Annotated in this window: 19 protein-coding genes, 4 tRNA genes and 1 pseudogene; 16 read left to right on the top strand and 8 right to left on the bottom strand. The window is 63.1% G+C overall.

The features are described 5' to 3' along the window. The first annotated feature begins 191 nt into the window (after positions 1-191). Both DFR67_RS31100 and DFR67_RS11010 read left to right on the top strand, forming a co-directional pair. Positions 192-1,457 (top strand): hypothetical protein, encoded by a 1,266-nt coding sequence (locus DFR67_RS31100; RefSeq protein WP_110469597.1) that lies wholly within the window; start codon positions 192-194, stop codon positions 1,455-1,457. After that, positions 1,454-2,629, top strand: coding sequence for an SNIPE associated domain-containing protein (locus DFR67_RS11010; protein ID WP_110469596.1), 1,176 nt, complete (start codon positions 1,454-1,456; stop codon positions 2,627-2,629). Before DFR67_RS31100 ends, DFR67_RS11010 begins: the two co-directional genes overlap by 4 nt. Before the next feature lie 240 nt (positions 2,630-2,869). Here DFR67_RS11010 and DFR67_RS11005 read toward each other — a convergent pair whose 3' ends face one another. Beyond that, positions 2,870-4,279, bottom strand: a complete 1,410-nt coding sequence (locus tag DFR67_RS11005) for a helix-turn-helix transcriptional regulator (protein ID WP_158539946.1) — start codon at positions 4,277-4,279, stop codon at positions 2,870-2,872. A gap of 338 nt (positions 4,280-4,617) precedes the next feature. On the opposite strand from DFR67_RS11005, the gene DFR67_RS11000 reads away from it, so the two are divergent. The 4 genes and pseudogenes from DFR67_RS11000 to DFR67_RS31095 all read left to right on the top strand — a co-directional run. Beyond that, entirely contained in the window at positions 4,618-6,465 is a 1,848-nt protein-coding gene (locus DFR67_RS11000; protein ID WP_110469594.1) for a siderophore-interacting protein, read from the top strand. 46 nt (positions 6,466-6,511) lie between these two features. Beyond that, positions 6,512-7,495: an ABC transporter substrate-binding protein gene (locus DFR67_RS10995; RefSeq protein WP_158539945.1), complete on the top strand. Its 984-nt coding sequence runs from the start codon at positions 6,512-6,514 to the stop codon at positions 7,493-7,495. 517 nt (positions 7,496-8,012) lie between these two features. Then, the gene (gene entS, locus DFR67_RS10990) at positions 8,013-9,242 is read left to right on the top strand and encodes an enterobactin transporter EntS (protein ID WP_110469592.1); all 1,230 of its coding nucleotides are present in this window, start codon (positions 8,013-8,015) and stop codon (positions 9,240-9,242) included. Positions 9,243-9,351: 109 nt separating this feature from the next. Beyond that, positions 9,352-9,579 (top strand): annotated as a pseudogene (locus DFR67_RS31095) (DUF1016 N-terminal domain-containing protein); the annotation flags it as partial. A gap of 591 nt (positions 9,580-10,170) precedes the next feature. Here DFR67_RS31095 and DFR67_RS10980 read toward each other — a convergent pair. The 3 genes from DFR67_RS10980 to DFR67_RS10970 all read right to left on the bottom strand — a co-directional run bounded on the left by DFR67_RS10980 (position 10,171) and on the right by DFR67_RS10970 (position 10,503). Beyond that, a tRNA-Phe gene (locus DFR67_RS10980) sits at positions 10,171-10,247 on the bottom strand. Between the two features lie 71 nt (positions 10,248-10,318). Beyond that, positions 10,319-10,392 (bottom strand) — tRNA-Asp (locus DFR67_RS10975). Positions 10,393-10,430: 38 nt separating this feature from the next. Beyond that, positions 10,431-10,503: transfer RNA gene (locus DFR67_RS10970), tRNA-Glu, on the bottom strand. A 272-nt stretch (positions 10,504-10,775) separates the two neighbouring features. Here DFR67_RS10970 and DFR67_RS10965 point away from each other — a divergent pair. The 5 genes from DFR67_RS10965 (at position 10,776) to DFR67_RS10945 (ending at position 15,165) form a co-directional block, all read left to right on the top strand. Continuing rightward, a tRNA-Lys gene (locus tag DFR67_RS10965) sits at positions 10,776-10,851 on the top strand. Positions 10,852-11,064: 213 nt separating this feature from the next. Beyond that, positions 11,065-12,195, top strand: coding sequence for an acid phosphatase (locus tag DFR67_RS10960; RefSeq protein WP_342766725.1), 1,131 nt, complete (start codon positions 11,065-11,067; stop codon positions 12,193-12,195). A 95-nt stretch (positions 12,196-12,290) separates the two neighbouring features. Then, positions 12,291-13,478, top strand: a complete 1,188-nt coding sequence (locus DFR67_RS10955; protein ID WP_110469590.1) for a sensor histidine kinase — start codon at positions 12,291-12,293, stop codon at positions 13,476-13,478. Continuing rightward, positions 13,478-14,137: a response regulator gene (locus tag DFR67_RS10950; protein ID WP_110469589.1), complete on the top strand. Its 660-nt coding sequence runs from the start codon at positions 13,478-13,480 to the stop codon at positions 14,135-14,137. Before DFR67_RS10955 ends, DFR67_RS10950 begins: the two co-directional genes overlap by 1 nt. A gap of 137 nt (positions 14,138-14,274) precedes the next feature. Beyond that, the gene (locus tag DFR67_RS10945; protein WP_158539944.1) at positions 14,275-15,165 is read left to right on the top strand and encodes a CPBP family intramembrane glutamic endopeptidase; all 891 of its coding nucleotides are present in this window, start codon (positions 14,275-14,277) and stop codon (positions 15,163-15,165) included. A gap of 45 nt (positions 15,166-15,210) precedes the next feature. Here DFR67_RS10945 and DFR67_RS10940 read toward each other — a convergent pair whose 3' ends face one another. Then, positions 15,211-15,849: a TetR/AcrR family transcriptional regulator gene (locus DFR67_RS10940; RefSeq protein ID WP_110469587.1), complete on the bottom strand. Its 639-nt coding sequence runs from the start codon at positions 15,847-15,849 to the stop codon at positions 15,211-15,213. Positions 15,850-15,938: 89 nt separating this feature from the next. Between DFR67_RS10940 and DFR67_RS10935 the strand changes: the two genes are divergently transcribed. Then, on the top strand, positions 15,939-17,378 hold the full coding sequence (locus DFR67_RS10935; protein ID WP_110469586.1) for a serine hydrolase domain-containing protein: 1,440 nt from the start codon (positions 15,939-15,941) through the stop codon (positions 17,376-17,378). Here the strand turns inward: DFR67_RS10935 and DFR67_RS10930 are convergent. Next, positions 17,305-17,967, bottom strand: coding sequence for a TetR/AcrR family transcriptional regulator (locus DFR67_RS10930; RefSeq protein WP_110469840.1), 663 nt, complete (start codon positions 17,965-17,967; stop codon positions 17,305-17,307). The genes DFR67_RS10935 and DFR67_RS10930 overlap by 74 nt on opposite strands. A gap of 118 nt (positions 17,968-18,085) precedes the next feature. Between DFR67_RS10930 and DFR67_RS10925 the strand changes: the two genes are divergently transcribed. Genes DFR67_RS10925 through DFR67_RS10915 form a run of 3 tightly spaced genes read left to right on the top strand, consistent with a single transcriptional unit; the run spans position 18,086 to position 21,005 of the window. After that, the gene (locus DFR67_RS10925; protein WP_110469585.1) at positions 18,086-18,772 is read left to right on the top strand and encodes a hypothetical protein; all 687 of its coding nucleotides are present in this window, start codon (positions 18,086-18,088) and stop codon (positions 18,770-18,772) included. Further along, positions 18,769-19,578, top strand: a complete 810-nt coding sequence (locus tag DFR67_RS10920) for an SDR family oxidoreductase (protein ID WP_110469584.1) — start codon at positions 18,769-18,771, stop codon at positions 19,576-19,578. Before DFR67_RS10925 ends, DFR67_RS10920 begins: the two co-directional genes overlap by 4 nt. After that, entirely contained in the window at positions 19,575-21,005 is a 1,431-nt protein-coding gene (locus DFR67_RS10915; RefSeq protein ID WP_110469583.1) for a cytochrome P450, read from the top strand. The genes DFR67_RS10920 and DFR67_RS10915 overlap by 4 nt, the downstream gene beginning before the upstream one ends. A 20-nt stretch (positions 21,006-21,025) precedes the next feature. Here the strand turns inward: DFR67_RS10915 and DFR67_RS10910 are convergent, their stop codons facing one another. After that, positions 21,026-22,024: an oxygenase MpaB family protein gene (locus DFR67_RS10910; protein ID WP_110469582.1), complete on the bottom strand. Its 999-nt coding sequence runs from the start codon at positions 22,022-22,024 to the stop codon at positions 21,026-21,028. A 111-nt stretch (positions 22,025-22,135) separates the two neighbouring features. Here DFR67_RS10910 and DFR67_RS10905 point away from each other — a divergent pair, with 111 nt between their 5' ends. Further along, positions 22,136-22,738, top strand: coding sequence for a TetR/AcrR family transcriptional regulator (locus DFR67_RS10905; protein ID WP_110469839.1), 603 nt, complete (start codon positions 22,136-22,138; stop codon positions 22,736-22,738). 15 nt (positions 22,739-22,753) lie between these two features. Here the strand turns inward: DFR67_RS10905 and DFR67_RS30915 are convergent. Beyond that, positions 22,754-22,965, bottom strand: a 212-nt coding sequence (locus DFR67_RS30915; protein ID WP_211325008.1) for a hypothetical protein, incomplete at its 5' end; no start/stop codon positions are given.

The raw sequence follows: 22,965 nt of genomic DNA, 5'->3' as shown, positions 1-22,965 counted from the left end.
TTCAACGTAGTCCGCACGCCCGCGGTAACGCTTCGCGGCGTTCCTACAGGGTTTCCAGAAACTACGATAGAGTTCGAACAGATGAGATTCTGACTGCGTGCTGAACTCAGCGAATCTGGTTACGCGCAATTCAATGCAACTATTCGACGATGCTCCGTGCAGTTCGATGCCGCGTGGTGTATTCAGAATCAATGGCCCGTCGTCGCGGTTTCTTCGCCGAACTTCAGCATCAGCAGCAGTTGGCCGCGAAGCGCCAGGCTCAGCAGCAGCGGCTCGCGGTCCGTCAGTACAACCAGGCGGCACTAGCTCGGCAGCGCGCAGCAAGTGCCCATCGCAGAGCATCCGACGCAGCGCGAAGATCTACTACTGCTGAACAGGCTCGCCTCAACAAGCAGATGGCGGCCGCGTACGTTGCCGAATGCGAAGCCGAAGCCGTAGAGAAGACCGCCGAAGCAGTCGCCCAACAGCAAGAAATCGAGGAACTACTCGCAGCAACGCTAGAGGTTGACGACTGGGTCGACCTGACACGACTCCGGCAAGTCTTTGAACCCACACCACTCGACGCCGGCACCCTGACGGCGGAGACGCCGGTCCCCACCTACATCGATATTCCGCCTCGACCGCATTTCTATCCGCCCGAACAGCCAACCGGTCTCAGCGCAAAATTGGGTGGTCAACGCAAATACGAAGCACAACTCGCCGCCGCACACGCACAGTACGCCAGCAACATGACCTACTGGCACGGCCAACTCAACAATCTCTTCATCCGCAACGGCGCCACCCGCCAGACTTGGCTCGCGACCGAATTCGACCGCCTTACCCGACTCGAACAAGCCCAGCGAGACCACGACGCTGCGAATCAATCTCGGCGCGAGGAAATCCAACGAGCCAACTCCGAGCTCGACCAGCTCATCGCCGGTCTACGAAACGGCGACGGGCGCGCGCTCGAGCAATACGTCGGCATCGTGCTCGCCAACTCCACCTACCCCGAACAGTTCCAGGTCGACTACGACTACGAGTTCATCACTGCTGACCGCGAACTCGCGGTGACCGTCCTCGTACCAACCCCAGATCAGTTCCCCGCGGTGAAAGCCGTCCGCTACGTCAAGGCCAAGGACGAGTTCACCACAACGCGGCTGTCTGCCGCCGAGCTCAAGCGCCGATACAACAACGCCATCCATCAGACTTCGTTACGCACCCCGCACGAAGTGTTCGAAGCCGACAGAGAAGGCATCATCGACGCCATTTCCCTGACCGTCGCCGTCGACACCGTCGACCCAGCAACTGGCCACGACCGGCGAATACCGCTCGCGCAACTCGCCATCGGCCGTCAAAGCTTCCTGGCCATCGACTTATCCCGAGTCGAACCCATCGAAACTCTCAAGCACCTGGCCGCAGCCGTGTCCAAGAACCCGTACGGCCTGATCCCCCTTTCCGGACAAGGTGTCCGCGGATGAGCAACCCCCAAGATGTCATCACCGCATTGCGCCGCACTCTCGTCGAAAAAGAGCGTGAAGCGGCGAACCTGCAGGACAAGGTCACCGAATTGACCACGCAGCTCAAGCACGTGCCTCCGCGGGTCTCTGCCCCTGCCACAGCCGACGTCGACGAACGAGTCATCAAAGTAGACGACGCGCTCGTTCTGCAGGAAGTCGGACTGTACGAGTATCACCATCCCCTCGAGAACGCCGAGGCGTACAAACTCAGTCTCGCCGCGCTGCGTTCGCAGATCCGAGACGCCATCTCCCGCGGCGACGCCATAGAAGTGTCAAAGCAGTTCAGCTTCAACAACTCTCTCGCCCAAGGTCGACGGCTCACCGGGGACCTCGCCAAACTGATGCTCCGCGCCTACAACGCCGAGGCCGAGAACTGCGTCCGCACCATTCGCGCCGGCAACCTCGTCACCGCGACCCGCCGGCTCAACAAAGCAGCCGCTGACATCGAAAAGCACGGCGCCATCATGCAAATGCGCATCGCCGCCGCCTACCACGGGCTCCGCACCCAGGAACTCGAACTCACCGCCGATTACCTCATGAAAGTCCAGGACGAACGCGAAGCCGCCCGCGAAGAACGCGAACGCCTCAAAGACGAACGCAAAGCCGAACAAGAACTCGCCAACCAACGACGGCTCCTCGACAAAGAACGCGAGCACTACCGGAATCTCCTCGACCGCGTCACCAGCACCGCCGAACGCGACGAAGCACAGCAGGAGCTCGAACGCCTCGACCAAGCCATCGCCGACAACGACTACCGCGCCGCAAACATCCGGGCCGGCTACGTCTACGTCATCTCCAACATCGGAGCCTTCGGCCCCAATGTCGTCAAGATCGGACTCACCCGCCGACTCGAGCCACTCGACCGCATCCGAGAACTCAGCAGCGCATCAGTCCCCTTTCCCTTCGACGTCCACGCCATCTACTTCTCCGACGACGCCGTCACACTCGAAAACCAACTGCATCAACAGTTCACAAAACTGCGACTCAACCACGCCAACCCACGACGAGAGTTCTTCTTCGCCACCCCCGCGCAAGTCCGCGACGTCCTCGCCACCAAACTCGGCAACCTCCTCGAGTACACCACCGAACCCGAAGCCACCCAATACTTCCAATCCCGCCACTACTGGCCATAACCACCGCCCGGTAGCACTGCGTCCAACTGATCAGACAGAACGACCTCGGGCGGGCCAGTCGCGGCGCGTCAGTTGGCTACTCCGCCCGACATCCCCGACGCGGATGCAAAGAGAGCAAAGATTTTGCCCCACAACAGTTAGGCAATTCGGTGGTAGACACCACCTCGCCGTGATCCTTCACGTTGGTGGATGACATGCGCGCAAGTCCGCTCGCGTTCCAGCCGCGACCCGGAGGGCTGCTTAGCTACTTGAGATTGCGCCTCGCTGGAATTTGCGCGGAGAGACCCCGTAAAAGCGAGTGAATGCGTGGCTGAAGGCGCTGAGATTGGTGTAGCCGATCCTGCTAGCCACGCTTCCGGGTTTGACTCCCTCGGCAAGAAGGGAGCAGGCGATCCGCATTCGCGCGGCGCGCTGCCAGGCAGCCAGCGTCATTCCCGTCTCGCGGCGGAAGACGCCGTCGAGCGTCGTTTTCTGCGTGGTCGACGTCGGCCACTCTGAGGTACGCAGGTTTCGTAAGAATGCTGTCGCGGCCGTTCGGGCGACCGGGTCGTCCGGCATGGGCACGACCGTAGCTCTTTGCGCCGTGAGCTGTTCATCGAACAGTTTGAGGACATGCAGCGGGTCGTAACTGTCGGGTCGCAGCATGGTGTAACTGGCGACTGAGCAGTGCAGCAGGTAAGCGTCCCAGGACGGAGTGAAGCTGGTCCTGAGCGGCGCACGTATTGGCATGTCGGGAGCGAAGAGACTGCCGATGGGGACATCAATACAGTTCTCCGCCGAACGGGTTTCATGGGGGTGGCCCGCAATGAGCCAGATAGCGTCCCCTCGGGAACGAGTGAACTCCTGATCGCCGATGCGCGCCCATGACGTGCCTTTGTACGTCCACAACAGCACACTCTCGTCCTCGAACTTCAGCGGAGGTGAGGCAGTCGCGGGGACGAGGCGTGCATCAGTCGAGGATGTGGTCTGGTCGCCGAGTAAATCTTGAAGGCCATCCCCAAAGGCTGCGGGCCGAGGCGACCGCAGGGGCGTCGGGACGTCAGCGGTCTTGGCGACGGACGACGGGGGGTGTTGATACTCGGCGCGAAAGGCACGAGTGAACCCGTTGCGGCTGCTGAAGCCGACGTTGTGGGCTACCCAGCCGATGTCGTCGTGGCCGGCTGCAAGTAGGTCTTCGGCCCTTGAGAGTCGGCATCGGGCACGCCAGCGGGCGAAAGTCAGGCCGGTGTCGTTGATGAAGTCCCGGCGCAGGGTGCTTGGACTTGACGAGACGAGTGCGGCCCACTGTTCTACCGTGTGGTCCAAGGCGGGGTTGCGCATCAGTGCTCGAGCCACTAGGCGCGCGGATGGTGATCGCGGCAGCAGGACGCGGGCTGGCGGATTCGGAGGTGCACCAAGCCCGGTTCTCTTGTGCCGCTTCGGTCCTCGGATCGAGACGACCTCGAGCATCTCTGCTGGGGTGTAGCCACGTCGGGTGACCGGCGAGAACCAGTGAACGTAGTGCTGGACCAGCCAGTCGCGCCACCCGTCGGGCACATCGAAGCGAACGACGTGTTCGAGCGGCGATGTGAGGTTGCCTGGTTGGATCAGGATCGGGATTGCTACGGACTCGGCTTCAGTGCGTAAGGAACGGCCGGTGTCGGCAGGCACCCATAGTCCCTCACCAGCACCGAGTGGATAGACCTCACCGTTCGCGAGCCTCACACTTGCATGTCCTGCAAATACCCAGAACAGCAGGTGCTCGCCGCGACTCCACCGCTCAGCCATCTGACACGGAGGAATCGGCGGTGGTTTCGCGCCGAGCGACCCCGCGGAGTCATCGAGCACGACCGTGTGTCCTCCCCCTCGCATAAAACATCAACTAGTTGACAGTTTACGCACCCCAGACAAGGTCTGGTTGCCTAACCTTACTTCGAGCCTTACTTCGGGGAAGTTCAGGTTCGCCGGACCATCGATTGGTCGTGTGAAGTTCGAGGGAGTCTGCAAATATGCCGAAATCGTCGCGCCGTGTGACGGTGCACCCCATTGCGCTGCGAGAGCTCTGGGTGGCCCGCATCTCGGATGTGACGCCGGGTCTACGTCGGGTGACGCTTTCCGGTGATCAGTTGGGCGCGTTCACCTCGGCGAACAGTCTGCCCCAGTCGGCGTTGCGCAGTGATGGGTTCGATGACGACATCAGGCTGATCTTCCCTTACCCGGGCAGGACCGACCCTGTGCTCCCGACACAGCGCGAGGGACATCTGCAGTGGCCAAAAGACCCCCGTGTGTTGTCAAAGGTCTACACCGTGCGCCGTTTCGATCCCGAGGCCGGTGAGCTTGATGTGGATTTCGTCAGGCACGGAACCGGGACCGCGACATCGTGGGCATACCGGGCCCAGCCCGGTGACCGGATCCATATCGCGGGTCCGGTAGCAAGCCATGCCCTGCCTGACGCCGATTGGTTGCTGGTCGCCGGGGATGACACCGCTCTACCCGCGATTTCCCGGTTGTTAGAACAATTGCCTGCTGATGCGAAGGGGCAAGTGTTCGTCGAGGTTGCCCACGCCGATCATCAGCTGCAGTTACGCGAACTGGATGGAGTTTCCGTGACGTGGCTGATCCGTGACGGAATACGCGCGGGAACGAGCACGCTGCTGATCGACGCCGTGCAATCGGCGCACTGGTGGGACGGGTCGACGTTCGCATGGATTGCTGGGGAGTCGTCCACCGTCAAGACGATTCGGCGACATCTAGTGGACGAGCGCGGGATGGACAAACACGACGTTCAGTTCACGGGGTACTGGCGCCACGGCGAGGTCATCACCCTCGATGACGATCCCGCTGTTCCCGATCCCGAACGCAATGAGGAAGCGTTCGAAACGCTCCACGAACTGGGCGAACTGTTGCCACCGTTCGCGATGCGGACCGCCGTGACCCTCGGCATTCCCGATCTGATCTCCCGTGGCATCACCAGCGCTGAGGCGCTGGCTGCCGCGTGCGGCGGGGATCCGGTCGGGGTGGGCAAGCTTCTGCGTTACCTCACCGCTATCAACCTCCTCGATAAGGCCAAACCGGGCCACTACCGACTCAGCGAGATCGGTGAGTATCTGACCGATGACTTTGTTGTCGAGGTCCTCCACGAGGACGGTTACCATGCCCGACGTGAAGTGGCCTATCACGGCCTCACTGAAGCGATCCGCACCGGAACCGAGGGCTATACGCAGGCCACCGGCACGTCGTATAAGCAGCTCCTGTCCGAGGACTGGTACGCCACCAAACATCACGACCACAACGCCGAGTTCGCCGGCTACATCGCCGAGCCGCTGGCTCGCTCCGACGCCGTGGCCGGGATCGACCACCTGCTCATCCGCGCCGACGCCCCCGCGGTCTTCGCTGCCGCGATACTGGGCGCCCACCCGCATCTTCTCATCACCATCGCTGGGCTCCCCTCCCATCTCATTCGGGTCCGCGATGACCTCGCGGCCACGATCGGCAACCATGACGATCGCGTGCGAGTCGCGCTGACAGAGCAGTCGCTGTTCGAAACCACAGCCGCTGCCGACGCGATCCTGCTCGTCGACCAACTCGGTGCCCACGGCGACGCCGACGCCGCCCACGCCCTACGCCAGGCCACCACCGGCCTGGCCCCAGGCGGACGGATCCTCGTCATCGAGCACCTTCTCCACGACGAGCACGACGAACACCAGACCGAAGCCGATCTCCTCGCCTACAGCCTCCACGGCAGTGGAATCCGTACCCCCGACGCCCTGCATGCGGTGTTCACAGCCGCTGGCCTACGACCAGCAGGCAACCAAACCATCGGATGGGACACCACCGTCCACGTCCTGACCCTTTGAACTCTGCGCAAAGAAAGGCACCACCCGAATGAACACGTACTCACGCATGAGACGAGCAGCAACCCTCGCTGCCATTGCATTGACCGCGGCCCTGGCCGTGACCGCCTGCGGCAGCGACTCTGGGGGCGATGATGACACTCGCTCCTCCGAATCCAGCGGCAGCTACCCGGTCACGGTCGACAGTGCCTACGGTCAGATCTCGCTCGACAAAGAGCCAGAACGCATCCTCGTCATGTCGCCCTCCTACGTCGATATGTTGTCGTCCATCGATATCCAGCCGGTCGCTTTCGCTACAGGTGCCATTCCTGCCGCTGACTTTGACAGTAACTACCCGTGGCTCGCGGGTAGGTACGAAGGCGAGGTGGCCCCCGAACTGGTGACCAGTGAGTTCAAGCCCAGCCTGGAGAAGATCGCGAGCTACGAGCCTGATCTCATCCTCGGTCACACCTGGACCATTCCCGAAGACATGTACGACGACGTCTCCGCGATCGCACCGACCTACGTCAGTACCGACGACGGAAGTGCCACCACCGAGTGGACAGTCGACATGAAGGCCGTGGGCGAATTGACCCAACAGACTCAGGCAGTCGACGTCGTGCTCGCCGACTTCGACGCCCAGGTCGCACAGAACAAGGAGCGCGTCGCCCAACTGGAAGGCAGGACATTCAACTCGGTCGCCGTACGAGAGGCCGGTTACCAGTTCGGGTCCGGGGGCTGGCTCGCCCTCCTGGGTCTGACGCCCGGTCAAACCCAGGGAAGCTACACCGACGCACCCCTGTCTCCGGAGAACCTGGACCAGCTCTCGGCTGACGTACTGCTTGCTTACGTGTTCAACGACAGCGATCAGGCAAAGCTCGAATCAGATCCAAGGTTCGCCGAGCTTCCGGCATCCAAAAACGGGACGGTGATCTTCGGCGACCCAGCCATGGCCAACGCCGCAACTTTCCCCGCTCCAGGCGCGCTAACCTACCTCATGGACGAAACCGTTCCGTCCCTCGAGGCATCGACCTTGAATAAGGCCGGCCAGTAGAGACCCCGCTCAACTTCTACAATTCTGAACTCGACTCAGCCCCCGGGATGAGTCGTTTCCGGAAGCCTTCAGAGACCCCGCGGGCTTTCGCCATTGCGGCCAGAGCGAGATACACGGCAGTCGCGAACACGCAGACGTGCCCCGAGCCATGACACCGACCCGCTACCGCCAGCTTGCATTGGCGTTCGGGCCATCGGAGGTTGGTTACACCGTCCGGACGTCGATCGGTCAGCACGCCGGGGCCCGGCCAACATCATCCGCAGCTACGACTAGGCGAACGAACAAATGCGCCTCCGGCAGCTAAGTGGCCTTAACACGATAGTTCAACTCCGCTGCAGGCAGCGAGATTACAGTCAAGGAGGCCGCCCCACAAAGATTGCGCAGAGAAATTGGCTGATCAGATCCGCCGCGGCAGATGAACGTAGACGCGAAGACTGCTGGCGGGCGATCGCCCTGCGCGTCTAACGTCTAGTGAAATTTGTAGCATTTTCGTTTGGCTTCCAGCGATAGGTAGCTTGTGCCGGCCAGCAGAATTCTTCTCGATACCAGCCCGTTGCGAGAGAGCCGCCCATTCCGGAATATCGTCATTGCGAGAGCGATCAATGTCTTCGGTATCGGTATGCTCACGGTTGCGGTCTCTGTGCAGGTATATGCGCTCACCGGATCAAGTACCCAAGTGGGTGCTGTCGCAACAACAACCGGGGTGGCCACATTCGCCGGTTCGCTGCTCGGCGGTGTGCTCGCCGATCGCAACGACCGCCGCCCGTTGATCCTGTGGAGTCGCTGTCTCTGTGGGCTCGCATTTGCCGGGCTAGCGGTGAACGCGATGTTCGACGATCCCAGCGTCCTTGCCATCTATGTCCTCGGCGCTGTCGATGGGGGCCTGGGCGCGATCAGCTTCACCGCCCTGCTCGCTGCGACTCCCGGGCTAATTTCTCCGGACAAGTTCTCCGCGGCAGCAGCAATCAATGGCTTGACCGCAGAAGTCGGAATGATGACTGCTCCGGCGGTCGGTGGGCTGGTCATCGCGGCGGGCGGTGTCACGTGGAACTACAGCGCAGCAGCGTTGGGTACGTTTGCGACGCTGCCATTGCTCTCGAGTCTGCCGCCCCTTCGGCCCGAAGGCGCCGAGTCCATACATCCGGCGCGGTCACTGATTGAGGGCCTGCACTTTGCGTGGAACCGTCCGGTGATCCGGTCAGTCTTGTTCATCGGTGTCGTCGCGCTGCTGGGCGCAGGCATGACGGTCCTGATCCCCGCGCTGGTCGATCACCGCTTCGGCAACGATCCCCGCGCCGCGGGACTGCTTTACTCCGGTATCGCTCTCGGAGCGGGTATCGGATCGGTTACCAGCGGATGGGTCGCTACATTTGAACGTAAGGGCTTGCTCATCCTCGTGGTCGCTCCCGCCGGCTTGGGCCTCATTGCTCTCACCGGCGCGACCCCCTGGTTGTGGGCAACGTTCCTATTCCTCATGGCAGCAGGTCTTGCCATCGGCGTGCGGGCAATCCTTGAGTTCACGTTGCTGCAACGCAGTACACCGGACCGCCTTCGCGGCCGAATCAACAGTGTTTGGAGCGCCATGACGGTCCTCGGCGGCGCCTTTGGTTCGATGCTCGCGGGAGCCCTCGGATCAGTCCTGCCTCCACCCGTTGCCATAGCGGTCTACGGTGGCGGACTCACCGCCATTGCCGCTGCCGGACTCGTGGTGTTCGGTCGGCTTCGCCTTTGGCGCGACGACCAATAGTATTCAGGCAACTTGTACTGTCAACAGACAGCTGCTGTCGTTGTACTGGGTCATCGGCCGGCCGATACTTGAACATCAGGGCGCGCAAGGGTGGTGAGGTAGCCGCGTACTCGATCGCCTCGCCACTGACCCGCGAACGGAGTTCCCGACACATGGGGGGTTCTCACGCAGCAACCTGCACGACATACGCACCATCGCCGGCGCCTGGCCACGAGAGGCAATTGTCCAACAGCCTGTTGGACAATTGCCGTGGGGACACCTCTCCGTCCTCATTGACAAGCTCGATGACCAGGTTGCCCGCGATTGGTATGCCGCCGCCACCGCGGAAAGCGACTGATAACGTGCCGTGTTGACCCATCAGGGTACTGGCCCACAAAGTTCGCGACCATCTCCCGCCTGCCGACTCAGATCTGGCTCACCACTGATGATGCGGAACATGATCGAGGGAGACTTGCTGACTTAATGAGACTGCAGCCGGCGCTGAGTCGGGCGTCGAGGACGACCCCTGCGCCTACTCGACGCGTTGCTGTGAACAAAGCCGCCTGCACACCCCGTAGCCGTCGCCGTCGAAGCCGAGTCACTGTGTCCGTTCTGGTTGATCGCGGCGCCCGGTACCGCCGACCTTCCGCTAGACGAAGGACACTCACGACTTTCGCCCCAATCGCGTCACGTCCGACGATTAGACCATCCGATGCAATCGGTTCACACCCAAGCTGACCAGCACCAACTCATTCGGGATAGACCACCGCCACAACCATTCCGCTTGCGCGCCGCAACTCATACCGAGTCGGCCCGAAACAAGAGGCTTTTGAGCGTCCGCTCGTTGGCAGCACCCTCGTTCTTGCCCCACAGTTGCCCCATGAAACGCGAAAATCCGGTCCTCGTGGAGGACCGGATTGCGTCAGGAAACTCTCTGACCTAGAACTGATGGTGGCCAGAGTCGGGATCGAACCGACGACCTTCCGCTTTTCAGGCGGACGCTCGTACCAACTGAGCTACCTGGCCGGACGGCACTCGAACCGAATGCCACACCTAACTTCTGTCTTGCGGTTTCCGGCGAACCGGAAACTGTAAAGCGACCCTGACGGGACTCGAACCCGCGACCTCCGCCGTGACAGGGCGGCGCGCTAACCAACTGCGCCACAGGGCCATGCTTTGTGCTCAGCCATACGTCACTATGGCCATGCGTACCCCCTACGGGATTCGAACCCGCGCTACCGCCTTGAAAGGGCGGCGTCCTAGGCCGCTAGACGAAGGGGGCCGGTAATCTCCGTTGGGAGCTGAATCAGAATATGACACCGGTGCGGCAAATCCCAAATCCGCTGGTCCTGCCCCATTTTTGTACAAATCTTGGCAATCCAGCTGCATCCTCGCGCATCGCGTGGTGCCCGGCGCATCGGTTTGAACCGATGCGGCAAGCGCCAATGCGTGCGGCAGCTCTGACGCCGCAGACACTCCGACTCCCCCGTTTTCACCTCCGGGCACCCCATCTGTAAACTTCGTGACGCCCTGAAACCGATGGTTCCCGGGTACGCCCCTTTAGCTCAGTTGGTAGAGCTACGGACTTTTAATCCGCAGGTCCTCGGTTCGAGCCCGAGAGGGGGCACCACTAGCCATCCAGGCGTCCGGGCGCGCAGCCGACGTTGTCCACATCCGCAGTCTCTCCGAAGTCAACGACGACCTTTTGCCGCTGCCAGGTGGATTGCCGACAGATGAATACCGCTCCACATCGAGGTGACCGACCGACGGTTCGCCCAGTACGCGCCCTGATCAGCGATTCGTAAACTTGTGCCCGCGCACCGCATCGGGAAATATGCAGGTCATGTCGTTTTCGCGTTCCCGCTCCGTCGTCTTGGCGATCTTGGCGGCCGTCGCCCTCGTTCTTCCGGTCAGCGGGGTTGCCACCGCGGATACGGCTCCGCAGGGTTTCAGCCCGACGCAGCTGATCGGGCCTTACCCGTCGGATCTCCCGCCGGGTGGCACCTACCTCCCCGTGCTGGACGGGTTCAACGGATTGCGCGACAACAACCCCGCCGTCATGGCGCAGAACTCGAGCACTGTGGTGCAGATCAACAACAACGCGACCCCGGAGCAGCAACAGGACGCAATCGAGATCAACTACGACGACCGACTGGTCTCGCTGTCCGTCGCGCTCGGCCACAAGTTGGGCCCCGTCTTCCTCAAGCTGCTCAACGACGGCAAACTGCCGAAGGTTGCCGCTCTCGCCGAGGGTGATCTGGCGCGCGCCGGACTGCCGTCGGGGACGACGTTGCCCGAGAAGCAGATCTTCAACAACCCCCGCCCGTTCGTCGCGGCTCCGGGCAGCATCAAGCGCTACGACGAGCCCGGCGGCCATCTCTACGCCGAACTCGAAGGCAACGGGTCGTATCCCTCCGGCCACGCCAATATGGGTTACTGGAAGGGCGCGCTGCTGGCTTCGTGGTTGCCGGAACTCGGTCCGCAGATCATCGCTCGCGCCGGAGAAATCGGGCTCGGCCGTGTCGTCCTCGGCGTCCACTACCCGCTCGATGTGATGGGCGGCCGACTGATGGCCATGGACCTCACCGCGGCCCGACTCTCTGATCCCGGCTTCGACCGGCTGATCGACGAGGCGGGTGCCCAACTGCGTGAGCAGCTCGAGAAGGCCACAGGCGTGCCGCTGGGCGAGTTCATCGCCACCGATACGCCGTACCTGACCACCGAGGCGGCCGTGACGGAGCACCAAGCGCTGATGACCTACGGACTTCCACAGGTGCACCCAAACCAGCAGAACCGCATCCCGGCCGAGGCCGCCGCCCTGCTGGAGACCAAGTTCCCGAACCTCACCGATCAGCAGCGTCTGGCCGTCCTCGAGCAGACCGCCATCCCTGCCGGATACCCGCTCGACAAGTCGGGGCCCGACGGCGGCTGGCTGCGCATCGATCTCGCAGCGGCGTACGCAGCTACTCCCTAGTTCGCGTACATCCAGTACGCGGACATCGGCGCAACCCGGCCGGTCGCCCAACCGACCGCGTACGATCCGCGAATGAGCAGCCGGGCAGAGCGGTGATGAAGCACCCCGACGGCCTGTGGGCAACAGCCGGCCGGCGCCTGTCGCCCTATCTGGACATCTCGATCGCCGTGGTCGCAACGGTCCTCGCGCTCGGTGCGTTGTTCGCCGCCGACATCGAGGGCATCGACCCGCGCCTACGGGGCCCCGACGCCGTTGCGGTCATCGGCACGGTAGTCGCGACGGGTTCGCTCTATTGGCGACGGACATATCCAACGTTTTCCTACTGCACGTTTGGCGCCGGATGCCTGATCGTCACGCTGACCGGCCACTACATCGGGCTGCTGTCGATCTTGTTGCTGCTCAGCCTCTATTCATTGGCAGCGCATGGCAGGCGACGCAACGCGGCCATCGCTTTGGTCGCGACGATGGCGCTGTTCGGCATTCTCTCGGCGATCGACATCCCAGACTTGCGCACCGCGGACCTCCTACAGGCCTGGGCACTCCTGATCACCGCGTGGGCGGTCGGAGATGCCATCCGGGCGCGCAGAGCCGGCCAACGCGAACAACTCTTGGCCGCCGAACACGATGCCATCCTGGCGCGTGAGCAGGTGGGCCGCGCAGTCGCCGAAGAGCGTCTGCGCATCGCCCGGGAGTTGCATGACGTGGTGGCGCACAGCATGTCGTTGATCGCCGTCCAGGCGGGAGTGGGCGCCCATGTGATCCGCACCGACGTCGACGCGGCCGAACGGGCGCTGCAGATCGTCGCGGAGACCAGCCGCGAGGCGCTCGCACAGACACGGTCCATGCTCGGAGTACTGCGCCAAGAGGACGATCCGGTCAGCGGCCCGGTACCGCAAGGCATCGACGACGTACCGGCGCTGGTCGCGGTGGTGCAAACAGCCGGAGTCAACATCGACCTCGAAATCGAAGGCGCCGCAACACGACTGGACCCCGCAGTGGAACTGGCGGCATACCGCATCGTGCAGGAGTCACTGACCAACGTGCTCAAACACGGTGGACCCCGTGCGCATGTTCAACTGACATACCGCACCGACGAACTGGACATCGAGATCACCGACCCCGGCGGACGGTCGGCTGCACCGAGTCAGGACAGCGGCGGACACGGCCTGAGCGGGCTCCGCGAACGCGCCCACCTCGTCGGCGGAAGGTTCGCCTCCGGCCCTACCGCGGACGGCGGATTCCGCGCCCACGCAACACTTCCCCTCACAGAGAACGGCTCCTGATGACCACGGTGGCAGTTGTCGACGACCAGGCACTGGTCCGTTCCGGGTTCGCGGTGCTCCTGCATTCCGAACCGGACATCGAGATCGTCGGCGAGGCGAGCAATGGCCAACAAGCTTGGGACCTGTGCCGGCGCACCACCCCGGACGTCGTGTTGATGGACGTCCGGATGCCCATCATGGACGGCATCGAGGCCACGCAGCGAATCGTCACCGATCCGTTGTGCGCGAGCACCAAGGTGCTGATCCTGACCACTTTTGATGAGGACGAGCTCGTTGTAGCAGCACTGCGCGCAGGTGCGAGCGGGTTTCTTCTCAAAGACACCAGGCCTGAGTTGTTGCTCGACGCCATCACGGTGATCGCCGCCGGAGAAGCGCTACTGTCCCCCACCGTCACCCGCCGAATGATCGAACGCTTCGCTGCACTGCCGGATACGACGCCGCGAGAGAGCGCCGCGAATGGACTCACCGAACGCGAACGTGAGGTGCTGCTCGCCGTTGCACAAGGGTTGTCGAACAACGAGATCGCCGCTGCGCTTCACATGGGATACGGGACCGTGAAGACCCACGTCAGCCATCTGCTGACCAAGCTGGACAGCCGTGATCGCGCGCAACTGGTGATGTACGCCTACGAATCGGGACTGGCCGTGCCGCGAACCTGATGCTCGCGTCTCTGTCTACAGATAGAGACGCGCCGACGAAACGGGGGCCTGGCGCCAGATGCCGGGCCCACCCCTCCTGGAGGAGATTGATGGAACACGGCCACCAGGGCCGCACCCCACCACCCAGGAGACCCCCGATGTTTCGCACCCCAGTCATCCGCGAGATCACCGCCTTTGTGGCCGTGGCGTTCTCGCTGGCCATCGCGGTAGCCACCGCCCTGCCCGACGCCGAGATCAACATGGTGCTCAGTGTCTTCATACCTGCGCTCACAGTTGCGATCATGACGTTCACCGTCATTCCCAGAGGGTCCCGCAAAGAACTGTGGCGTAGCTTCGGACTCAACAAATCCGGCGGGTCCGCGCTCAGGCCGGCTCTGACAGTTCCCGTCGCCCTGCTACTGCTCGCCTACGGCGCCGCGGTCCTGACCGGTGTCGCCGACTTCGTCTCGATCACTGCCACTCCCCTCGGCACCGCGAGCTGGGTTGTCGACCTCCTCATCGAACTCGGCATCGGTACTCTGTTCATCCTCGGTGAAGAAATCGGCTGGCGGGGATACCTGTTGCCGCGCATCCAACAGCTCACCGGAATGCGCAGGGCCGCACTGCTCACAGGGTTCATCCACGGACTGTTCCACCTGCCGCTGATCCTGATCGCCACCACCTACGACGCCGACGGTGCCCGCTGGATCGTTGCCCCGGCCGTGGTCGCCACCATCACTCTCGCCGGAGTCTTCTACGCCTACCTCTGGGACCGCTCACACTCCGTGTGGACCGTGGCAGTGGCCCACAACGCCGCCAACACCGCATTCACCCTGGGCGCCACCGCCGTCATCGCATCCAATCCGGACCACCTGGCCTACGTCGCCGGCGAAAGCGGACTTGCGACCTTCGGTGCGGTCGCTCTGGTCGCCACCATCTACCTTCTTCGGGCACGGGTGTGGCGCGACAACGACAAGGCTGCTGTCCACGACACCCTCCATGCCTCCAGGGAGGTCTTGCATCCCAATCAGGTGGCCGCCGTGCGCTAGTGCCGCCCGGCAACGTTGAGGCCCTGCATCCTCGGATGCAGGGCCTCAACCGCTGTTTTCCCGGCGATGTGCGCACTCCCCCGGGCACAGCTCGCGGGCGCGTGCCCGTAGAGAGTCGAGCGCCCACTTTTTCTGAGCCGCCCCGGCGTGGACCAGTAACCGCGCGGCAAGCCCGTCGGTCAACGCCACCAGCGCGTAGGCCACCTCATCGACGTCGAGACTCGGATCGACCTCACCGCATTCCTTGCCGTTGGTCAGACCCGTGGCGACCCGTTGCTGCAATTGTTCATTTGCTGTTCGCAGATGCCCGCGGAGCGTTGGGTCTTCAAGAGCCAGCCCGGCGAACGCGTGCGCGACGTACACCTCGTCCCGCTTACGCGCACCGATCGGCAACAGCTGACCCAAGCCGTCGACCAGCATCTGCTCGATACGCGACCCCCGCTTCTCAGCGCGCGCGATCTCGGCGTCGATCCTGGTGAGCACGTCAACACGGACTGAAGCGAAGGTGTCGATGAGAAGTTCTTCTTTCGACGAGTAGTAGTGCTGCACCAACCCCACGGACACGCCGGCCGCCTCCGCCGCGCGCGCGACTGTCACCCGTCCGATCCCCGAACTGGTTGCGACGGTGCGCACCCCACCGAGAATTTGCGCCCGCCGTTTGTCGTGATTCGCCGTTCGTGCCATCAATCGATGGTAGCCCACTTGCGTTCCGAAACAATATGGCTATATTAGCCAGCAAAACAATATGCACATATTGGAAAGGATGAGCGAGCATGCTCAGATGCGTCCGCACGATCCTCGCAGTCGCGACACTCGGTGCCGTACTGATCTCGACCGCGGCCGGCCCGGCGACGAGCGAACCGACCACGGCGACCGCCGCCGAGAAGACAGCCGCCGCGGACTACCTGGCCGAAGTAGTGGCGGACCAGAAAATTCCGGGCCTGGCCACCACGGTGCTGTCACCCGGGGTGGCCGACTTCGAGTGGACGTCTGGTGCTGACGGCAATGGAGTTCCAATCACCCGGAACACCTCATTCTTGATCGGTTCACTGGCAAAATCGATGACCGCCGCGGCGGTCATGCAGCACGTCGACAGGGGCGTCCTGGCGTTGACCGACCCTGTCGGGGATCACCTCCCTTGGCTCGTGGCGACCTCTCCCACGGTCGAGGAACTCCTCACCCACACCAGCGGGTTCTCGGGCGCCGATGGTCTCGCGGTCGCCGAACGGTTCGACAATTCTCCCGGCGCCGTCCGACGTGCTGCAGAAGACCTGGAGTACTCCGGTACGCAAGGGCGATACGAGTACAGCGACGCCAACTACTTGATCCTCGGCGCGCTCGTGGAGCAGCTCGACGGCAAGCCGTTCGGTGAAGTACTCAGGACCGATCTGCTCGAACCGCTGGACATGCGCGGCACCGCGACCACCTCCGACGCCGCATCAGATCTACCGCCCGGCCATCGCTACTGGTGGGGATCGCCTCGCAGGTACTCCCCCGGATTCGACGAATCAGGAACACCTTTCGGCTACGTCGCGTCCACTCTCGACGACCTCGCCCGCTACGCACGTGCCCACGCTGGGGCCAACCCCGATGTTCTTGACCCAGAATTGTTGCGACAGTTGCACACGCCGCGAGTTGATGCCGGCGATGACGACTACGGTTACGGCTGGCGGATCACACCGTCGGATCTCGGACCGTTGGTGCACCACACCGGAGCCACACCAGGCTATTTCGCCCATGTGATGCTCGGCCCGGACGGCCAGGCCGCGGTTGTCCTGGCCAACGCCTACAGCGAAGCCAAGGCCCCCGTACTCGCCTCAATTGCCGAAAACGTGTTGCTGATGCTCAACGGGCAATCACCGGCGGCGACAGACGGCAACCCGCTGCTCACGGCTCTCCCCTGGGTGGTCTCAGCAGTTGGGGCACTCGGTCTCGCGCTGGCCGTCACGTCCTGGTGGCGTCCGGCCCGACGCTTACTGCGCTGGACGACAGCCGTCGCCGCAATCGCGATCGTCAGCGGACTCTGCTTGCTGCCGAGCTTCTTTGGCGCCGACCTTCGGGTGATGCGGCTATGGATGCCCGACGCCGCGATCATGCTGATCCTGTCCCTCATCACTTGGTCACTCGCCGCGGCGCTGCTCATGCTTCCGGTTCGATCCTCGATCGCGCTATGCCAGAGGCGCTTTCACCTAGAGCGAGCCACAGGGCAGTGATGTCGCCGATCAGTTGATCACGGCTGACGGGCAAGTCACCGTTCACCCACGACAGGATTGTCTGAGCGGTTCCACCGATGACAAACGCCGGGCCGGTGGCTGCCAAAGAATCACGCTCGAGCGCGACGTCATGAATCTTGCGCGCGTGGTCGACCAGCACCGTCGTCAGCCCCGAGATCGCCGCCCTCCGCTTGTCGTCCTGACTGGTCGCCGTCGATACGCCACCCAGCAGAACCAATGCCTTCCGCCGATCCTCACCGAGTACGTCAACCACTGCAGCGACCACACTGCTCGCCTGGTCGTGCAGCGCAGACTCAGCAGTCTTGATGAAGCCACCGATCGCCGCAACGCCCACTTCGCCCGCGACCATGTCGATCACCGCGTCAGCGAGTTGGTCGAGATCGTCGAAACTCTCGTAGAAGTAGCGCTTGTTCAGTCGCGCATCCGTACACACGCTTGCAACGGTCACCGAACGCCAGCGACCTTCCGCCATCTCGGTGAGGGCGGCATCCAGCAGGCTCGCACGCCTCTTCTCGACACGAGCCGCTGCGCTCGTGCCCGCATAGTTACGCTCGCCGCCACCGGTCACGCTCGCAAGTTTCGCATTGGACGCCAAAAGTACGCCTTTACGGGCCCACCCCATCTGGTACCGTTTCGTCCCAGAGTGCTATTTGGCACTGATTCGTACCAGATACGGGGGTTCGTGAATGTCTGCACCGGTGCAGCAGGTTGATTCATCCGGCGAGGGAAGGCGAGAGGCCTCGGCGGTCAGAGCGATGCTCGCCGAGCTGCACGGGATGGCGCAGAGTCATCCCACCGTCGCCCGGGCCGCGACGTGGCAGTACATCAAGGAACTCGGCGATCGAGGCGACTTGCCCGCGTTGTCCATCCTGTTCGGCGAAGGCACCGCACCCGACGGGCCCGACGGCAAGCTCGAGGGGCTCATCGTCGGGAAGCTGTTCGGGATCCCTGAGGCACACCTGGCCAACCCGCTGATGCGTATCAATCCGACCTGGCAGGGCAAGACGTTCGATCGGGGCGCCGGCACCGGTTTCAACCGTCTCGCCCCGATCGCTCGGCTGGCGATGCCGATTGTCGCTGCCGGATATCGGGGATTGCGGCGGGGCGACGGCGAGGTGGAAGGCTTCGACTTCAACCATTCAATCGAGAAGGGCCGCATCGAGCCCCGGGTGATGGTCCGCGCGCTCGACTACGGGGTTCCCGAGTACATGAATCCCAGCGTTCGAACCTTCCCCATCAAGCGAACCCGCGACGAGATCGTCGAACTGGTACCCGGGATATACCTCGGCCGAGCGCTACTCACCATGCGGTCGGGAGAGGTTCGCCTCATTGCGCATTTCGCATTGCGTGAGCCGATCGACAGCCCACTGTGATCGACCTCGAAGGTGCCCGGGTGGGCGTGACGGGCGGGGCACGCGGCATCGGTAAAGCAACTGCCGCAGCAATGGTGGCACGCGGCGCGATCGTCACCATCGGCGACATCGACCTCGATGCGGCCACGGCAACCGCCGATGAGATCGGCGCGCGGGCAAATCTTCTCGATGTCACCGATGCGACCAGCTTCCGAGACTTCCTGGTGGCCATCGCCGACGGCGACGACATCGACGTGTTGGTGAACAATGCCGGGATCCAGATCATGGGGCGCTTTGTCGAGAACAGTCTCGACGCGCTACACCGCGAACTGGCCATCAATCTCGGTGCGGTGGTCACCGGAACCCGGCTTGTGTTGCCTCACATGATCGCTCGGCGTCGTGGGCATATCGTCAACGTGTCGTCCATGGCCGGCAAGGTGTCCACTCCGGGGATGGCCACTTATTGTGCCTCCAAGTTCGGGGTCGTCGCGCTGTCACGAGCGATTCGCGCCGAGCTGATCGGAACCGGGGTCACCCTGACCACGGTGATGCCCGCTGCCACCCGCACCGACCTGACGTCCGGGGTCACCTTGAGGCTCCAGCCAACTCTGGATCCCGGGGATGTCGCACAGGCCATCGTCGCCAGCACCCGGCACGGTCGTCCCGAGGTGACAGTGCCACGCTGGCTGGCCCCGATGGGTCTGGTCGAGCAGGGAGTTCCCGAGAACCTTCTCCTCGGCGCCAAAAGCCTGGTCGGCGGACGAGAACCCGGCGCCTTCGATCCAGGCCAACGCAAGGCCTACCTCGACAGGACAACGACCCCATGAAAACTGCCGACCTGCTCTCGCGAACCGCCATCGCACACGCCATACAACGAACCGGCGCTCGAGTGACCGCGTTGTATCCAGCTGCAGCGCAACCCCTCGCAACGCCTCCCGCCGGCAGTGGCCTGAAGCCCGTGATGGGCAGTTACGGTGTCCCGGGCCTGGGACACGCACTGGAGAGCATCGCCGAACCACTCGAGTTCGGACGCAATCGGTATCGCCGATTCGGACCGGTGTTCTGGACCGGCGCCATCGGGTTCCGCGTCGTCTCGGTGGTCAGCCCTGAAGCGCTGCATGAAGTCTGGCTCGACAGAGACAAGGTCTTCTCGAGCGAGGCCGGTTGGAAGCCTGTCATCGGCCCCTTCTTCCACCGCGGCCTCATGCTGCTGGACTTCGGCGAACACCTTCTTCATCGACGGATCATGCAGCAAGCCTTCACTCGCGCGCGACTCATCGGCTATCTCGACATGACCCGACCACTCGTCGCCGACACGCTTGCGACTTGGACTCCGGGAGATCCAGTCCTGATCTACGACCGGGTGAAGGCCCTGCTGCTCGCGATGGCGAGCCAGGTGTTCGTCGGAGAGCCCGCAGACGGGACAACTGCCCGACTCCTCACCCGCGCCTTCGACGACGCCGTCGGCGGCGCACAAGCCATTGTGCGACAACCAGTTCCAGCAGGACGCTGGTCGCGTGGTTTGCGAGGACGCCGAGAACTACAACGCTACTTCATTGGTGCGATCACCGATCGGCGGGCAGGAACCGGCGACGATCTCTTCACCGTGCTGTGCCACTCCGAGACGGAGGAGGGTCACACGTTCAGCGACGACGACATCACCAACCACATGATCTTCCTACTCATGGCCGCGCACGACACCAGCACCATCGCCTTGTCCATGTTGCTGTACCACCTTGGTAAAGACCCTGCGCTGCAGCAAGATCTGCGCGATGAGGCCGGTCGACGGTCCGCCGAACCGACCATCGAAGAGCTCAACTCGGCGCACCTTCTGGACTGCGCGTTCAAAGAGTCGCTCAGGATGTACGCACCCGCGGGCACGCTGTTTCGACAGGCCACCGAAGACACCAGCATCGCGGGTCACTACATCCCTCGCGGCACCGAGATAGCGCTGAGCATCCACACATCGATGCGAACGGACACCTGGTGGGACCGTCCGGACGTGTTCGACCCTGGCAGATTCGACGATCCCGCCACCCTGAAGAAGCTGGAGAGGTATGCCTGGTCGCCCTTCGGCGCCGGTGCCCACAAGTGCATCGGGATGCACTTCGCCGGACTCACGGTGAAGGCGATCCTGCACAGAATGCTCCTCGATTTCCGTTGGACCGTTCCTGAGTCGTACACCCCACTGATGACCTGGGGAACCGGGCCGACACCCGCAGACGGGCTGCCCGTGCAACTGACGAGAATATGATCAGCGTCACCTGAGTTCGTTTATGCCATAGTCATTTCCACTGTTTCACGGTCACGGACCGGATCAGTTCCGAGTTCGTAGGTCGGCGACGTGTGCGGGACAGACGTTCCTGCTGCGACCCGCGCTTTGGCCGCCGTGAACTCTGGCGCCGTCCCCATCGCAGTCTGCAGCGCGTTCAGCGACGTCCAGACCGCAGTCCTCCGCGCGACGCGCTCGATTGCGTTCGGCGGTTTGTACATCACCAGTTGCGCGGCCCAGCTGGGCATCGTGTCGCGGACCGCCCAGTCCACCGCTGCCTGCAGCGGATCGGTCACGTTGATACCGGTGGCGACCGCGTTTCCGTGGGTCAGCCCGAGCCTGGGCAGATACGACTCGAGGCACTCGAGTGTTTCCGCCTTGGTGGTGGGTAGATCGGTAGCGCCCAGCGCGTGCCCGACGCGCACGAACTCGCTGTAGTACTGGTCCAACTCTGCGCCTCGCAGCGGCCGCGGATGGTAGATCTCGTGGGCTGTCGCTATGCCCCAGACAACGGTGGCGTAGTTCCACCGCAACCACTCGGGATCATCCGCGTCGTAGGAGAGCCCATCGGGTCGAACACCCTTGATGGTGTGGTGCATCGCGCGAACCGTCCGCGCCAGCCTTTCCGCCGTATCGGTCGACCCGTACGCGGTACCGATGAAAAACGCCACCGAATGGCCGAGCCGCACCGCTATCCCGGCCGGATCGAGCCGGCCCGTCGCTCGGCCGTCGGCATCTTTCTCGACGAGCCGAGAGTGGTCCATCCCCATCCAGAAGATGCTGGGGTCGAGCCGCTCGAGGTACGACGCGCACTGCAGCCCGAAGATCATCACCGACGTATGCGCATGTACGTGCCACACTGCGCTACCAGGGCCGAACCACCCCGGGTCACCTTCCGGCCCAGCGAACTCCATGCCGCGGAAATAGTTCTTCCGGATGTTGTCGTCGAAGCGTTGATTGAGCCAGTGACCAGCTAATTGGTGAGGTAGAACCGGCAGCATGAGATGAATCCTCCGGGGTTGGTTTGGCTACGTCTGTAACCAGACTAGGTTCTGGCGACGGTCGTGACCAGACTTTGACCGGAGAAACTCCGAACCATCTATGGTGTGGTGATGTCCTCCCCCACCCGATGGGCCGGCGTTCCGCTACACGACCGCCGCACAGAACGGCGCGCACTCCTGGTCGACGCCGCGTTCGCGCTCTTCGGCTCCGGCGGCGAGGCAGCCCTGTCGGTTCGGTCGGTGTGCCGCGAGTGCGAGCTCAACACTCGATACTTCTACGAAAATTTCGCCGACACCGGCGAGCTGTTGGGAGCCGTCTACGACCGGGTCGCGTTCGATCTCGCGACCGACGTCGAGCAAGCCATCACGGCAGCCGGCACCTCCGTTCGAGCGCGCACCCACGCAGGCATCAAAGCAGTCCTGGGATTCAGCTCCGCCGACCCCAGGCGCGGACGCATCCTCTTCACCGATGCCCGCGCGAATCCGGTGCTGGCCGAGCGTCGGGCGCTCACCCAGGATTTGCTGCGCGACGTCGTCTTGAGCGAGAGCGGACACATCCAGCCGGCCTCGGACCCTATTGCGGCCCGGGTCGGCGCATCCATGTACACCGGAGCGATGGCCGAGCTTGCCCAGCAGTGGTTGTCCGGCAACCTCGGAAATGATCTCGATGCCGTCGTCGCACATGCGATGCGCTTGGTCTTGCCCCGCCCCTGATCAATATTCGCGATGTCAGAGCCCTTCGGTAAGCTGTGATCGGCAGATCCGCAAAAGTTGTTCGTGCGGCGAAAGATGTTGCAGATCACGGGAATTGACCGCACGAGACCCTTGCGCACATATGTTCGATGCGATACCATTGGACTCAGTCGGCCCCAATGATGACGAATCTGGATACATGCCCCCTTCCCGGGAAGATGCCGCCGACTGATCCTTGACGGTTTTCT

The organism is Williamsia limnetica (assembly GCF_003217475.1).
In the GTDB taxonomy this organism is placed as follows: domain Bacteria; phylum Actinomycetota; class Actinomycetes; order Mycobacteriales; family Mycobacteriaceae; genus Williamsia; species Williamsia limnetica.
The sequence above is the reverse complement of the archived record's forward strand: the minus strand, read 5'-3'. Positions and strand labels throughout refer to the sequence as shown.

Coding starts and splice junctions, on each gene's coding strand:
- DFR67_RS31100 (WP_110469597.1), top strand. CDS start 192: ATGGCCCGTCGTCGCGGTTTCTTCGCCGAACTTCAGCATCAGCAGCAG.
- DFR67_RS11010 (WP_110469596.1), top strand. CDS start 1,454: ATGAGCAACCCCCAAGATGTCATCACCGCATTGCGCCGCACTCTCGTC.
- DFR67_RS11000 (WP_110469594.1), top strand. CDS start 4,618: ATGCCGAAATCGTCGCGCCGTGTGACGGTGCACCCCATTGCGCTGCGA.
- DFR67_RS10995 (WP_158539945.1), top strand. CDS start 6,512: ATGAGACGAGCAGCAACCCTCGCTGCCATTGCATTGACCGCGGCCCTG.
- DFR67_RS10960 (WP_342766725.1), top strand. CDS start 11,065: ATGTCGTTTTCGCGTTCCCGCTCCGTCGTCTTGGCGATCTTGGCGGCC.
- DFR67_RS10955 (WP_110469590.1), top strand. CDS start 12,291: ATGAAGCACCCCGACGGCCTGTGGGCAACAGCCGGCCGGCGCCTGTCG.
- DFR67_RS10950 (WP_110469589.1), top strand. CDS start 13,478: ATGACCACGGTGGCAGTTGTCGACGACCAGGCACTGGTCCGTTCCGGG.
- DFR67_RS10945 (WP_158539944.1), top strand. CDS start 14,275: ATGTTTCGCACCCCAGTCATCCGCGAGATCACCGCCTTTGTGGCCGTG.
- DFR67_RS10940 (WP_110469587.1), bottom strand. CDS start 15,849: ATGGCACGAACGGCGAATCACGACAAACGGCGGGCGCAAATTCTCGGT.
- DFR67_RS10935 (WP_110469586.1), top strand. CDS start 15,939: ATGCTCAGATGCGTCCGCACGATCCTCGCAGTCGCGACACTCGGTGCC.
- DFR67_RS10925 (WP_110469585.1), top strand. CDS start 18,086: ATGTCTGCACCGGTGCAGCAGGTTGATTCATCCGGCGAGGGAAGGCGA.
- DFR67_RS10915 (WP_110469583.1), top strand. CDS start 19,575: ATGAAAACTGCCGACCTGCTCTCGCGAACCGCCATCGCACACGCCATA.
- DFR67_RS10910 (WP_110469582.1), bottom strand. CDS start 22,024: ATGCTGCCGGTTCTACCTCACCAATTAGCTGGTCACTGGCTCAATCAA.
- DFR67_RS10905 (WP_110469839.1), top strand. CDS start 22,136: ATGTCCTCCCCCACCCGATGGGCCGGCGTTCCGCTACACGACCGCCGC.